This window comes from Billgrantia antri, from assembly GCF_019430905.1.
Lineage (GTDB): Bacteria > Pseudomonadota > Gammaproteobacteria > Pseudomonadales > Halomonadaceae > Halomonas > Halomonas antri.
Map to the genome: position 1 here is coordinate 409,229 of NZ_JAHYCA010000002.1, position 13,892 is coordinate 423,120.

At 58.2% G+C, this 13,892-nt stretch carries 10 protein-coding genes; 7 read left to right on the plus strand and 3 right to left on the minus strand.

The genetic code is table 11. The features are described from left to right. Positions 1–51 precede the first annotated feature (51 nt). On the plus strand, positions 52–1,548 hold the full coding sequence (locus KPL81_RS06320; RefSeq protein ID WP_219791124.1) for an AlkA N-terminal domain-containing protein: 1,497 nt from the start codon (positions 52–54) through the stop codon (positions 1,546–1,548). Next, positions 1,532–2,059: a methylated-DNA--[protein]-cysteine S-methyltransferase gene (gene ogt / locus KPL81_RS06325; RefSeq protein ID WP_219791125.1), complete on the plus strand. Its 528-nt coding sequence runs from the start codon at positions 1,532–1,534 to the stop codon at positions 2,057–2,059. Before KPL81_RS06320 ends, ogt begins: the two co-directional genes overlap by 17 nt. Positions 2,060–2,074: 15 nt before the next feature. On the opposite strand, the gene KPL81_RS06330 is transcribed toward ogt, so the two are convergent. Further along, positions 2,075–2,566, minus strand: coding sequence for a MarR family winged helix-turn-helix transcriptional regulator (locus tag KPL81_RS06330; RefSeq protein ID WP_209476465.1), 492 nt, complete (start codon positions 2,564–2,566; stop codon positions 2,075–2,077). Positions 2,567–2,635: 69 nt separating this feature from the next. On the opposite strand from KPL81_RS06330, the gene KPL81_RS06335 reads away from it, so the two are divergent. Both KPL81_RS06335 and KPL81_RS06340 read left to right on the plus strand, forming a co-directional pair. After that, positions 2,636–3,574 (plus strand): EamA/RhaT family transporter, encoded by a 939-nt coding sequence (locus tag KPL81_RS06335; RefSeq protein WP_219791126.1) that lies wholly within the window; start codon positions 2,636–2,638, stop codon positions 3,572–3,574. Between the two features lie 16 nt (positions 3,575–3,590). Beyond that, on the plus strand, positions 3,591–4,229 hold the full coding sequence (locus tag KPL81_RS06340; RefSeq protein ID WP_219791127.1) for a nitroreductase family protein: 639 nt from the start codon (positions 3,591–3,593) through the stop codon (positions 4,227–4,229). On the opposite strand, the gene KPL81_RS06345 is transcribed toward KPL81_RS06340, so the two are convergent. Next, positions 4,226–4,537, minus strand: a complete 312-nt coding sequence (locus KPL81_RS06345) for a cupin domain-containing protein (protein ID WP_219791128.1) — start codon at positions 4,535–4,537, stop codon at positions 4,226–4,228. The genes KPL81_RS06340 and KPL81_RS06345 overlap by 4 nt on opposite strands. A gap of 102 nt (positions 4,538–4,639) precedes the next feature. Further along, positions 4,640–5,308, minus strand: a complete 669-nt coding sequence (locus KPL81_RS06350; protein ID WP_219791129.1) for an FMN-dependent NADH-azoreductase — start codon at positions 5,306–5,308, stop codon at positions 4,640–4,642. 261 nt (positions 5,309–5,569) lie between these two features. On the opposite strand from KPL81_RS06350, the gene KPL81_RS06355 reads away from it, so the two are divergent. The 3 genes from KPL81_RS06355 (at position 5,570) to KPL81_RS06365 (ending at position 13,887) form a co-directional block, all read left to right on the plus strand. Beyond that, the gene (locus KPL81_RS06355; protein ID WP_219791130.1) at positions 5,570–6,436 is read left to right on the plus strand and encodes a LysR family transcriptional regulator; all 867 of its coding nucleotides are present in this window, start codon (positions 5,570–5,572) and stop codon (positions 6,434–6,436) included. A gap of 209 nt (positions 6,437–6,645) precedes the next feature. Then, on the plus strand, positions 6,646–13,401 hold the full coding sequence (locus tag KPL81_RS06360; RefSeq protein ID WP_219791131.1) for a LysM peptidoglycan-binding domain-containing protein: 6,756 nt from the start codon (positions 6,646–6,648) through the stop codon (positions 13,399–13,401). 288 nt (positions 13,402–13,689) lie between these two features. Further along, positions 13,690–13,887, plus strand: coding sequence for a hypothetical protein (locus tag KPL81_RS06365; protein ID WP_219791132.1), 198 nt, complete (start codon positions 13,690–13,692; stop codon positions 13,885–13,887). Positions 13,888–13,892 lie beyond the last annotated feature (5 nt).

Below are 13,892 nucleotides of genomic sequence, written 5' to 3' on the forward strand. Positions count from 1 at the left end.
TCACGTCCGAAAACCGCCAGACATTGGCAGCACCCAGGCTAGAATGGGTCCATGAACCTCTCGACCGATACCTGCTACCAGGCGCTGCTGGCTCGTGATGCGCGCTACGACGGACGCTTCTTCACCTGCGTGACCAGCACCGGCATCTACTGTCGTCCGATTTGCCCGGCGCAGACGCCGAAGCACGAGCATTGCCGCTTCGTCGCCTCTGCGGCAGCGGCACAGGAAGCAGGCTATCGACCGTGCCTGCGTTGCCGACCGGAGAGCGCTCCGGACTCCCCGGCCTGGGCCGGTACCTCGACCACGGTGAAGCGGGCGCTGCGGCTGATCGACGAAGGCGCACTCGATGACGACGGAGTAGAGGCGCTGGCCGACCGCCTGGGATTGGGCTCGCGCCAGCTGCGCCGGCTGTTTCAACGCCATGTCGGGGCATCCCCGCTGGCCGTGGCCCAGACCCGGCGCGTGTTGCTGGCGAAACAACTGTTGCATGAGACGGGGCTGCCCCTTGCCGACGTGGCGCTGGCCAGCGGCTTCGGCAGCGTGCGCCGTTTCAACGAGGTGTTCAGGAAGCTCTTTGGCCGGGCGCCAGGGACGCTACGTGGCCATCAAGGAGGCGCTGCCCAGGCGCCTGCGCTGACGCTGTGTCTGCCGTACCGACCCCCCTATGACTGGCAGGCGATGCTGGCCTTCCTGGCCCGGCGTGCGATCCCGGGGCTCGAACGTATCGACGGGGAGTGCTATCACCGTCTCTTCCGCGTAGGTGAGGCAGTGGGCAGCGTCAGCGTGCACCATGTTTCCGACGCCAAGGCACTGCAGGCGTCGATCCGGCTACCCGACCTTGCGGTGCTACCCGGGGTGATTGCCCGGCTTCGGCGGCTCTTCGACCTGCAGGCCGATCCCGAGGCGATACGCCAAGGGCTAGGTCGCGACCCGGCTCTGGCGGTGTTGGTCGAACGCCGCCCCGGGCTGCGCGTGCCCGGCGGGTGGGATCCCTTCGAGGTCGCCGTGCGCGCCATTCTCGGCCAGCAGGTCAGCGTCGACGCCGCCACGCGGCTGGCCGGCAGGCTGGTCGAGCGGCTGGGCGAACGCGTGGCAGGCCAGGAGGAGGCCGGCCTGGGCCGGCTGTTTCCCGCCCCCGAGCGCTTCACCTTCGACGAGATCAGGGCGCTGGGCATGCCCGGCGCACGCGCCACGGCGCTGGTGCGGTTGGCAGCGACCTACCGCGAGCAGCCGCAGCTGTTCGACCGCCGCCTGCATCTGGACGACACCGTGGTCCATCTCTGTACCCTGCCGGGTATCGGCGAATGGACCGCGCACTACATCGCCATGCGCGGCCTGCAGGAGAGTGACGCTTTCCTGCCCACGGATGTGGCGCTGCAACGCGCGCTGGCGGAGCAGGGCCGGCGCCCCACGCCACCTGAGCTGCTCACGCGTGCCGAGGCCTGGCGGCCCTGGCGTGCCTATGCCGTGATGCACCTGTGGCAGGCCGATATGGCGACAACGATGGCAAGACCAAGAGAGGAGAGAGGTGATGCAGCTCTGGCTTGATCTGATGGCGTCCCCGGTGGGCGAGCTGAGCCTGGTCAGCGACGACCAGGGAGCGCTGCGGGCACTGGAATTCGACAGCCACGACGAGCGCCTGCATCGCCTGCTGGGACGTCACTACCGCGAGTATCGTGTTGCCAAGGGCAGAGCGACTGCCGTCGTGCGTGAAGCCCTGGAGGCTTATTTCGCCGGTGATCCGTCCCATCTCGACGCGGTGCCGGTGGCGACCGGCGGCACCGCATTCCAGCGCCTGGTGTGGCAGGCGCTGCGCCAGATTCCGGCCGGCACCACGATCAGCTATGGCGAGCTTGCGACACGAATAGGGCGACCCGGCGCCAGTCGCGCCGTGGGTCTGGCCAACGGCGCCAACCCGGTGGCCATCGTGGTGCCGTGCCATCGGGTGATCGGCGCCAACGGCACCTTGACCGGCTATGGGGGCGGACTGCCGCGCAAGCGCTGGCTGGTGGAACACGAGCGGCGCCACCGCCAGGGTGACTTGTTCACCTTCGCCTAGCGTGGCCTGGTCGGCTCATGTCTCGCGGGCCAAGCCCACCAGCAGCTTGTCGAGAAGCCGGCTCAGCTCTTGCTGCTCCTCGCGGCTGAGAGCAGCGAGAATCCTGGCCTCGTTCTCCACGTGTCGGGGAATCATCTCCTCCATCAGCGCGATGCCCTTGTCAGTCAACGACACCAGCGTGCCGCGCCGATCCTCGGGATTCGGCGAGCGTGCGATCCAGCCCGCCTTCTCCAGCCGATCCAGCCGGCTGGTCATGCCGCCCGACGAGATCATCAGCGTCTCGAACAGCTGCGTCGGCCCCAGGCGATAGGGCGGCCCCGAACGGCGCAGCGTGGCCAGCACGTCGAACTCACCGGCCTGCAGGTCGTACTCCTTGAACAAGGTCAGCAGACGCTCCTGGGTGAGCTGATGGGTGTTCTTCATATAGCCCACCACCTCCATCGGCAGCAGGTCGAGATCGGGCATTTCCCGTTGCCATTGGGCAATGGCTTGCTTGACACGGTTCATAGGTGCGTTTATCTTTCCATCGAGATACTTTTCGGCAAGATTCTTTTTGCCGTGCTATGGGGGTCGATCATGACTAACTCTACGAATACACGCAACCGCACCGGCTGGTACGCATTGGGCTGCCTGTTGCTGGTCGGCAGCCTCCTGGCCTTGTCGCTGGTCGTGGCCAAGCTCGCCGACGGGGCCGGCGCGCCGCGCCTGAGCTTCCTGATGGTGGCGGTGAGCGGTGCCGGCCTGCTGTTGCTGGTCCTGGCCGGCCTGCAGCGTCAACCGATGCGGCTCGACCGTCGCATCGTCGAGTACGCGCTGGTCTCCGGCGCGCTGTTCGCTCTACCCAACGCCCTGGGCTTCCTGGCGGTGCGTCATGTGGGCGCCGGCTTCGTCTCGCTCAGCTTCGCTTTCCCGATCCTCGTTACCTGGATGCTGGCGGTGGGGCTAGGCATGGAGCGCATCAGAGCACTGCGTCTGTCCGGCGTGCTGCTGGGGTTGGCCGGCGGGGTGCTGCTGGCATGGGCCAAGGCAGGCGGCATGCAGGGCGCCCAGGGCTGGGTGGCGCTGGTGCTGACGATCCCGCTGATCATCGCGCTGGGCAACATTTATCGCACCCTGCGCTGGCCCGGAGAGGCCGGGCCGGTCTATCTCGCCGCGCTGATGCTAATGGGCGGAGCGCTGACGCTTGCCCCCTTCGTGCTGGCGTTCGAAGCGCATCAGTTCGGCCAACTGATCGACTCGACAGGGGTGCTCCGCCTGCTGCTCGTCGAAGTCGCCGTCTTCACCGTGCTCTACGTCTTCTACTTCGTGCTGCAGAAGCTTGCCGGCCCCGTCTATCTCAGTCAGATCGGCATGGTGGCTGCGCTTGTGGGCACCCTGATTGCCGTCTCGCTGCTGGGGGAGGCGGTACCACCCTACCTGGGCCTGGCGGGGGTATTGGTACTCCTCGGCGCGGTCCTCTTCCACCGCGGTGCCTCGCGCCGCAATACCGCTCCGCCTGTCACGGCGGAAGCCTGACCACAGGAGAATCCCAATGTCGCTCATGGAAGCCCTGCACTGGCGCTACGCCGCCAAGCGCATGAATGGAAAGAAGATATCTCGAGGAACGCTGGATACCATCCTCGAGGCCGCGCGCCTGGCACCATCGTCCTACGGCCTGCAGCCATACAGCGTGCTGGTTGTGGAAGATGAGACACTACGCGAGCGAATCCGGCACGCGGCATGCGATCAGCCCCAGGTCAGCGAATGTTCCCATCTGCTGATCTTCGCCGCCTGGACCGAGGTGGAGGGGCGACACGTGGATGAGCTGATCGCACTGACTGCCGCGGCGCGCGATCTCGACCCAAAGGAGCTGGAGGGCTATCGTCAGTCGTTGCATGCCGCCATTGCCGGTTTCACCCCGGAAGAGAAACAACAGTGGGCGGCGCGGCAGGCCTATATCGCCTTGGGAACGGCACTCACCGCCGCCGCCGCGGAGCGGATCGACGCCTCGCCGATGGAAGGCTTCGACCCGCCGGCGCTGGATGACCTGCTGGGCCTCGAGGAGAGGGGGCTGCGCAGTGTGCTGCTGCTGGCGCTGGGCTATCGCGACATGGCGGAGGACCGCCTGGCCGGGCTAGCCAAGGTGCGCTGGCCCAGGGAGCGCTTCGTGGTGGAGTGGAGCGGGGCCTAGACGCTGCCTTCCTTCTCGACCACCAGCACCCGGGCTTCTCCCAGCGGGCAGGCGACATGTTCGGTGCCCACCGAGGCGAAGAAGATGTCGCCCACTTCCAGCAGTTGGGAATGCTCGACACCATCGCTGCGATAGCGCATCTCAACCTGACCATCGAGTACCACGAAGACTTCCTCGCCGTCGTTGACGTGCCAGCGGTATGGCTGGTCGGTCCAGTGCAGGCGGGTAGTAATGCCGTTCATGTTGGCGATGTCCTTGGCTCCCCAGGCGCGTTCGGCGGTGAAGTCACGGCTGCGGGTGATTTCCATGAGGCTGTGTCCCTCGCGCTACGATATGGTTTTCCGGACGAACCCCCGAAGCCATTATGCTCGGCGAATCGGTCGTTTTGCCATCCTTGACGTTGCCGGCGTTCAGGATGGGATTCGAGCCGCCCGCTGGGAGAGCGCCAGGCTTTCTGCGAGTTGCTCCGCCTGCAGGCAGGCGTGTAGTCGCGCTTCGCCATCGACTTCGCTGCCAAAGAGAGTCTTTTCCACGATCACCGACTCGATATCAGTAATGCCGACAAATTTCAGCCACATCTCGAAGTATACTTTTTGGTAGTCGTATTCTTGCGATGGCGTAAACGAATCGTTGGCGTAGCTCAGCCCCCTGGCATAAACCACGATGGCTTTCTTGCCAGTGAGCAGGCCGCTGAATCCAAACTCGGGGTCGAAGGAAAACAGAAGATCCTTCTGCGATACCAGATCAATGAAATGCTTGAGTTTATAGGGTATGCCGAAATTCCACAGCGGCATCGAGAACAGCAGAAGGTCGGCCTCGTGCAGGTGGGAAGCGAGCTGACGCAGACGGCCCCAGGCCTGTTGCTGAGCTGGCGTCAGCGGTGTGCCGGCTAGCCCGGCGTACTTTGCTGTCATGGCGCTGTCATCGAATTCGGGTAGGCCCATCTCCCAGAGGTCGAGATGTTTCACCTGGACCTGGGGAGAATAATCCCGGTAGTGAGATATGAAGCTCCTCGCGACTTCCAGCGATGCAGAGCGCTGCTTGCGGGGTGAAGATGAAACGTGCAGGAGAATTGTCATGATACAAATAACCTCACTTGGTTGTTGTCTTCTTTTATGCCAGCACCTCCGAAAGGAAAAAATAAATCAAATAGTGTGATGGTATTTATAATGAACCAAGATGATACTTTTTTCTTAACTCTGCTACTCTGGATGAGGGGGCGAAAGAGCGGCTTTAGGCAGCTTGAAGAGGGCGAGGCAATCATCAGGCGGCGTGTCACGACACGCTGCCGAGTGATACATAAGAAATGAAAGCCATACTTATCATGGAAAGATATGCACATGCTCGACTTGCTTCTCCTGAGGAGTTTCGTTGCCGTCATCGATGAAGGTAGCTTCACTCGCGCCGCCAACCGCCTGCACCTGACCCAGCCGGCCATCAGCGGACATCTACGCCGGCTGGAGGCCCAGGTCGGCAAGCCGTTGCTTCGGCGTACGACGCGTGCCTTCGAGGTCACGCCGGATGGGGAATGTCTGGCGGCCTACGCCAGGGCCATCCTGGCACTCAATCGCGACGCCATGACCCAGCTCTCCCGCTCTACCTATCAAGGCAACGTGCGCCTTGGGGTCGCGGAGGACTGCGTCAATGCCTCGCTGATGCGCGCGCTCAGGGAGTTCGTGGAAGACAACCCTCAGGTCGAACTCGGCGTACGGGTCGGCATTCCCGGCGACATGATCGTGGCCATGAAGCGTGGCGATGTGGACATTGTGTTGGGTGCTCAATGCGGTTCCCAAGAGCCGGGTCGCCTGCTATGGCACGACCCCCTGGTCTGGGCCTGGGCCGAACACTGCCCCGTGCGCCTGCCCTCGCCACTGCCTCTAGCCCTGTTCCCCGAAGCATGCCCCTATCGTGAGGCCGCCTTGACTCAACTGGCGCTTGCCGGCATCCCGCAGCGCATGGCGATGCTCTGCTCCAGCGGAGCCAGCCTGCGCGCCGCGGTAGAAGGCGGATTTGCACTGGCGCCAATGCCCGCCAGCCAGCTTGGACCCGGGCTGATTGCCCTGGCGGAAGAGCACAGCCTGCCACCGCTGCCGGAAGCCGAGTTCATGCTGATGACCAGTCCGTCGGGGGACCAGACAGTATTGGCCGCCTTGGCAGATCGGATCGCCGAGCATCTTTGTCCCAATCCGATAGCGGAGCCGGCCTAGCCTTGCAGAGCTGACAACGGTAACAGTCATTACCCATATCTTTTGTCCTCGTCATGAAGGAGAGAACAACAATGGTGAGGCTGAACAGTGTATTGCGGCTGGCCAGCAGAATTGCGTCCGGCAACGATTCGGCTTTTTCCCGTGCGCTCATGTTGGCATCCGCCAAGCCACGCCCTTCCAGCCCGCCAGCGTTCACACCGCAACAGACGGTGACACCAACACTACCCCAGTGGAATGGGGGGACGGCGTTCCAGCCGATCAATACCAGCCACACCCCTATGGTGGGCTATGGGGTCTACTCGCCGGAATACCTGCAGCAACTGGAGCTCAACTCGGAACCTCCGGTTTATGGTCCCACGGTACCGGAGAGTTTCGATTCCCCGAGTTTCGAGCCGCTGAACTTCGATCCCCTGAACCGGAACGATGTTTTTCTGCCTGTCGATAACGTAGCCGAGCAAGAGCCTGTCATCGACGAGGAATCAGCCGAACAGGCTCAGGGCCTGGCTGATGAAATTGCAGAGGGCAAAGGTCTCGACCTTGTCGGAGACGACGAACTGAGTCGGGAGGATGTCGTCGAACGGCTCGAGGCGGGTGGCTACGAGGTGGAGTCAGCTGAATGGGGCCTTGCCGGGGACAACGTTACCCGCACGACGATCACCGACCCCGGGACAGGCGAAACCATCCACGAATACTACGATCACGACACCGACCGGTACTGGATCGAGGTGACGGGTGAAGATGGCGAAACGCTGAGTCAATCGCCTGTCCGGGACGATGAGGGACGCAAGGTCACCGTCAGTGAGGACGAAGAGAGCGGCGAAAGGGCAACACGCCTTGAAGACGATTTGGGTGATGGCAGCGTCGTAGAAATAACCGAACTGACCGGCAGCGATGTCGTAACGATCACGACTACCGATAGCGACGGCAACAGCGAGACGGTAGTGGTGGCCGAGGATGGTACGCGAACGACGCTGGACCCTGAGCAAGATACGAGCCGGGGGGGTGTCGATGGGATTGTCGATGGAGTCGCTAATGGCCAGAGTATCGAAGAGATTGCCGAGGAGCAGGGGCTCACTCGCGAGCAGGTGATTGCCCAGCTAGCAGCGGCCGGTTTCGAAGTCGACTCGGGAGTGGAAGGGCAGGGTCCCAATTACACCGATATCACGAGGATCACCGAATCAGGAAGTGGCGATCTCGTCGTCAGTCACGAGACAGGGCCCGATGGAACACAGACCTCCCGCGTCATTGATAATGATGGCAACGAGACTCGTCGGACCGAGAACACTGACGGTAGTACCACCAACGTATTGATCGAGTCGGATGGCCGTGTGACCGAGACCGTCGTGGATACCGATGGCAAAACAACTACGACCGTCACGTATGAACAAAACGGAGTGACGGTCGAGGAAGTCACTATTGACGACGGTAAGACCACGACAATGATCATTGACGATGACGGCAACCGCACGGAACTCGATCCTGAGCAGGATACGAGCCGGGAAGGAATCGATGAGATTGCCGAGGCAGTCTCAGAAGGCAAGAGCATCGATTCGATCGCCGAGGAGATGGGGCTCGATCCTGCTCAGATCATCGCTCAACTCGCGGCTGCCGGTTTCGAAGTTTCAGAGTATACGGAGCCGGACGACAGCGTGACCCGGCGTATCGTGGATGCCGATAGCGGCGAAGAAATCGCCCGCTATCGTTTCACGATGGGCGAAGTTACCCAAAGTACCTTCTTTGTCGATGCTCAGGGTAACGAGGTGCAACGCACCGAATACCGGAATGGACGCAGCATCGAGACCGTCGTGGAGGCCAACGGCCGCAGGACCGTTACCAGCGAGAGTGCCGATGGCGAGAAGACGGTCAGTGTGACCCACAACGGCTATACCGTGACCACTCCACCGGAGGGGGATATTACGGTTCGTCATGACGAGAAAGGAATGGAAGTTGATGTCGAGAGGGGCACGTATATGGCTTCCCTCATCGATACGCTACTAGAAATCGATCCTGACAGCGATGATGCCGATGAGGCTAAGGCCTCGGAAATTGTCATGGAAGTCGTTGAGAGCCTTATTGCGGGTGAAGCCGTAGAAGACCAGCAAGCGGCTATCAATGAAAAGCAGGAGGAATTAGCCACGGCTATGGATGCCTATGGCAAAGGTTTCCTGCCCAGTACGAACGTCTCCGTCGAGAATCCCTATGGCGACCCACCTCCAGGGCAGGCACCTTCCGGCGGTGAGTGGGTGCCGATGTATGACAAATGGCATGACCCCGAGGTGGCCAAGGCCATGGCTGCATTAAATGTGTTGCTTGTCCAACAGATGGAGGCGAATGACAAAGGGCTTTATCACCAGGAGCAACAGGATGTTTATGCTCTTGATCCGGAGTATGAGGATGCTATTGAACGCGCTGGTGAGATTCTCGATGAAGCATTGGCCCCCCATGGGCGGAGATGGGTGCGCCCTGAGCCAGAGGGCTCCCTCGAGGAGGCCGAAGAGCGATTGCGCGAAGCCGAATCCAGACTTGAGGAGGCGGGGGAAGCCAAGAGGGAGTATCAAGAAGCAGAACGCCTGCTCGGTGAGGCGATTACTACCCAAGATAACATGCCTTTTTATCCTGACGGTACAGTTCCGGTAATAAGTGAGGCAGGTAGCGGTTATAACTATTCGGCCGAGGTGGAAAAAGGTAAGGAAGCTCAGGCAGAAGTGGATGCTTTGTTCAGTAAGGCGGATTTTAACCATAGGCATGGAGATAGCCTCTTGGCTGATTATGTCGTCGATATGCTTGAGCAGCACTCGGATGCCACAGACTCTGAAAGTGAGATATCTGTTGAGCTGGAAAAAGCGAGAGATAGTCAGGAGGAAGCGAGTCGGAGACTTGAGCTTTCTCAGGCCTATTTAAATTACTATAACTCAGTTTACGAGAGCGCTGAATTCACAGTTGAAATAGAGGATATAAAGTCTCGTCTGCTTGCAGAATACAACGAGGACAATCCTCACCTCTTCGAGGAGGGACGGAAACATAAAACGCTGGGTGGTACCTATCTTGGAGAATTCACTGTCCAGGAGCTCGACTATCGTGATGGTCAAGTCTGGGTCGTCAACCACTTTGATACAGGTAAAACAACGGAGCAGCAGCTCACTGTTGATCCCGACGATTCTCGTGAATGGAATGAAGACTACCGACAGCGTCCGCTGAATGTTGAATGGCATGAGCTTAACTCCGGCGTAGATATGTCCGAAAATATCTGTAGGGTGGAGACTCCGGCTGCATCAGTTACGAATCTGGAGGTCGCTCATGCTCGACTGTATGGAACGCTTGGAAACCAGCTTGGTTTAGATATTGAAAATGTAGACGATATAATTTCTGAGCTTGAAGATGAAGAACAGTCTTTCATAGAGGTTTTTGGTGAAGGTGAGGAAGTTCCTCCAGAGGATCTATTGAAGCCAGGGGAGGAGCCCATTACCGTCCCGATAGGGGAGGGTGAGATCAAAATCTCACTAAGCTCCTCCGAAGACTATGACCAAGGTGGCCTGGAAATACTGGCAGAGCGAGATGAGTGGGTGGGGGTAAAGGTCGAGGTGAACTGGGTTTGGGTTCATGCAGACCAAGCCATTACCATGTTGGCATTGAAGGAAGCCAATAACCACCGAGACGCGCTGGAAGAGGCGCAGAGTAATATGCGTAGCTTGGAGGAGTGGTATCGCCACCGAGCCAGCCAGCCGGTCGACTTGTTCGAAGAGCGTGAATCTCCTGAGCAGGAGGCACGCATGCAGTTCAGCTACCTGGTGGAGTCGACCGATCGAGCCTTGGAAGATATCTATAACCCACGTTTTCGGAGCATGCTAGAGAACGAGAATGTCTCTCGCTTTCAGCGAATGGAGAATGAAGATAATTTGAGGTCTGTTGTAAAGAGTTGGCTCAATGTGGATCCTTCTTCGAGTGAAGGAAAGGATGTCGTCGATAGCGTGGTCGATGAGATTTACAGTCAGGGTGGGGAAAGTCCAGAAGTCAAGGTAGTGCCGTTCTTTTATGTTGATAACCAAGTGGGAATGGTGGAGAGTGCTCTGTTTTCCGTAAAAAAAGAGGACGGTGAGCTAAGATATGTCGATGCATCCGGGAAGAATTTTTCAGACTTGGAGGATTTCCAGAATCACAATAGGCAGTTCGATCAGAACGGGTTGATAGTTGCTCCGGAGGGACTGGATCTCAAGGAGGAGAATGGAAACATATCTCTGGACGTTGTCCAGGCGCGCAATGTTTCCACGGCAGAGAAAATTGTCGATCCATTGATTGGTATCGGTACCGGGATCGCCTCCGTGGGCATGATGATCCCCACTCCGTTGGCCCCGGTTTTTGCTGGTGCGACTCTTTTGGGAACATCTTATTTAGGAGGCAGGGCGATACAGAATCAGGTTGATCATATAAAGAGAGGAGGTGAGTGGGGCGAAAAAGAGTCCTGGATGAATATGGGGATGATCGCGACGACGTTCTTGCCTATTGGTTCGGGCATGTCGAGAGCGGCTGGTTTCGCAAGATTTGGAGACGATATATCGATTGGTCGAGCCTTTTTCGCAACCATGGGAATGAGCCGTCCAGGAGCGACCACTGCCAAGCTGACGGACTATATGCACAGCGCGTCGGGCTGGAACCTGGCTGGGCGCATGATGGATGGGGCGGCGATTGGGACCGGCATGCCGGTCATGGCGGTATCGGTTCATGACCTGGTGGTCTACGGCGACCAGATGTCTGACCTGCAGAAGGCAGATGCCATCATTGGCTTGGGAACCGGCTTTGCGGGCACTGTGACGGGAGCCTATGGGGTCGTCGTCACACGACCGACCCATTCCAAGCCAAGCCCCCACAACATGGTGAATCCACGTACCTCTGCAGCTACACCAAGTGTCGCAGGCAAGCCGGGAGCTTCGGGAACATCTTCGACCTTTGTCTCGTCCCGTATCTCTGATCTCAGGCCGGTGGAGATAAAAGCGCTTACAGATGCCGAGGTTGGCTCCATTGCTCCTGAGCATCTTTCACAAATGACGCCAGGCCGCACTACGGCTTTTACTCGAGATCAAGTTGCGCTCTTCTCGAAAGAAAAAATTGGTGCTCTTACCGACGCCCAGGTGAAGAAGCTAACTCTGGACCAGATCAGGGGCCTGTCAACGGATCAGATGTCGTACTTCAGTCGCGATCAATTGGCTGTCATGCGACCAAAACAAATTGCTGCCATGAGTGGCGATCAGGTTGGCGCTTTAAGTGCGTCTCAGCTTCGTGTCTTGTCGGATGTTCAGCTACAAGCCGTTTCCACCGATGCACTGGTGCAGATCAAGGGGAATCGATTGATGTGGCTCCTCCCTGAGCAGGTGACATCATTAACCCCGAGCCAGGTTTCAGCGCTGACAACACGCCAGATAGCCTCTTTGACGCCTGGTCAAGTTGCAGCAATGGATCAATCTCAGGTATCGGCGCTGTCTTCCCAGCAGTGGAGGGCTTTCAATCCCAATCAGTTGAGACGGCTGGATAGCGAATTGTTGCAGCTCGCTTCTCCAGGGGCTCTCGATAGGGCAGGCCGGCCGGGAACTATTACGCATGCTCTGGACGCTGAAGGTTCCTTCGTCAAGTTGCATGGCAGTGTACGAATCAGTGAGCAAGGCATTTTGCTTCAGGCTGCGGCTCCCCAGCACTCGAAGGACCATGTGACGTGCATGCTCGTGATCGAACGGGATGCTCTAGTGCCATTGCTCAATGCGGAGGCTGCCGGGACGATACCTAGCGATGCAAGAATACGCGTTCAAGCCAGAGTTTATGTACCACCCGTAACCCGTACGCCAATGGAAACCGCAGCAACGGGACTGCTGACTACCTCTATGGCCCTCGGGGCTGGGGTAGGTTACACGGGATGGGTGCCCGCCCAAGCTGGCGCTTTTCTTGTCCGCGGTGCCAGCATAGCCACTAGGTCACTCCTGCCAAATCATACGGCTGTAAACACCAAACTTGGCCGTATCCTGCGTGGTGTAGAAGCCGTTACGTTTTCGATCAATCTTCCCCAGTCCTATATTTCGACAGTGGAAGGGAATGGGGTCGTGGCTAGCGGTAGCTTTGCCTTCGCCAACAGCTTTTACATGAGCAAGGGCTATATGGAGGCTATTACTGGAAGGCCGTTCATGCCGCATGTGGATGATATTGGGTCCCCATTTTATATACTGGGAAGCAATGATATTGCCTTGGCTTCCTTCGGAGATGTTGTTACACGGGATGGGACTATGGTGTCATATATCGACGCCCTTTCCGGAGGAATGTTTATTTACGGCACGGCGGCTGGTTGGGTTCAGGCGCCGGGCTACCAGGCGAAAGGACAAGGCATCCCGGGAACACCTGAAATTAACCATCCTCAAGTGGCTTTGTATGAATCCACTACTGCCAGTTCACCTGAGTCAGGTGCTTCCGATAAACCAAAGGCAAAAAGAGACTACACCACGGCCATTACATTTGGAGGAGGGCTGGGCTTGTTCTCTCTCTCCACAGTTCTGGCGGATATGGAAAAAAACAAAAAAGATGACGGTCAAGCCTCTATTCCCGAAAAGTATGGGGAACCAAGGCCGCAGTGGGTCGTGCAGCCGCCCGATAATCCAAGTCCAACATTTCCGTCGTCTTCCAGTTCCGATCAAATGCCATTGGTGATGGTCGAAGGAGGAGGAGGGGTACTGCAAGATGCTGGAAATTTCAGAAGTTATGATGTCACGCCGGTTGAGGAGGGAGCAGTGGGAGGACGCTTCAATCCATACTTGGTGAACGTTCATGAGGTCGTGGTTGTGCAGAAGGGACAAACGCTAGGAGGCATTGCTAGGCACTATGGCTATGATGTGAGAGAAGTGGTTGAGCTGAATATGAATCATATACCAGAGCCAGGTTTGATCGCGCCTGGCGACCATGTCTATCTACCAAGGATGAAAGTTTCATGATACCTGCCTAAAGGCAAAGCCGTTTTGGTGCGGGGTGTGGGCTTGGAGTGGCATTATTTATCACGATTTATGATCGATGGTCGTTTTTACGGTTTTATAACGATTCTTTATGAAGTTGTTTGTCTTTTTTGATTAATTCTTCATCTGTTTTATATTGCATTAGTGTTTGTTGTGTCTATTATAAAAGTGGCGTGTTGCCCAGTAAGATTGCGAACTTCTCATCATCTCGGAACGACCCGGGCGGGTAGCCGCTTGTTCAGTTTCTTCCATCCTAAAAGGAGGCAAGGCATGGCGATCTTCAAGATCAAGGAAAAGAAAATGGCTGCTGATGGTGTTTCAGGCGCTGGCGGTGGCGGTGGCATCGATGTACAGCAACTAAAGGATATCTTCGATCAGGCCGCCAAGAAATCGATGGAGGTCAGCAAGGTCAAGACCGAGGGTAACACCGAGGTCGATACGGCCAGGGCGGCACGTCCCAACAACTGACATTG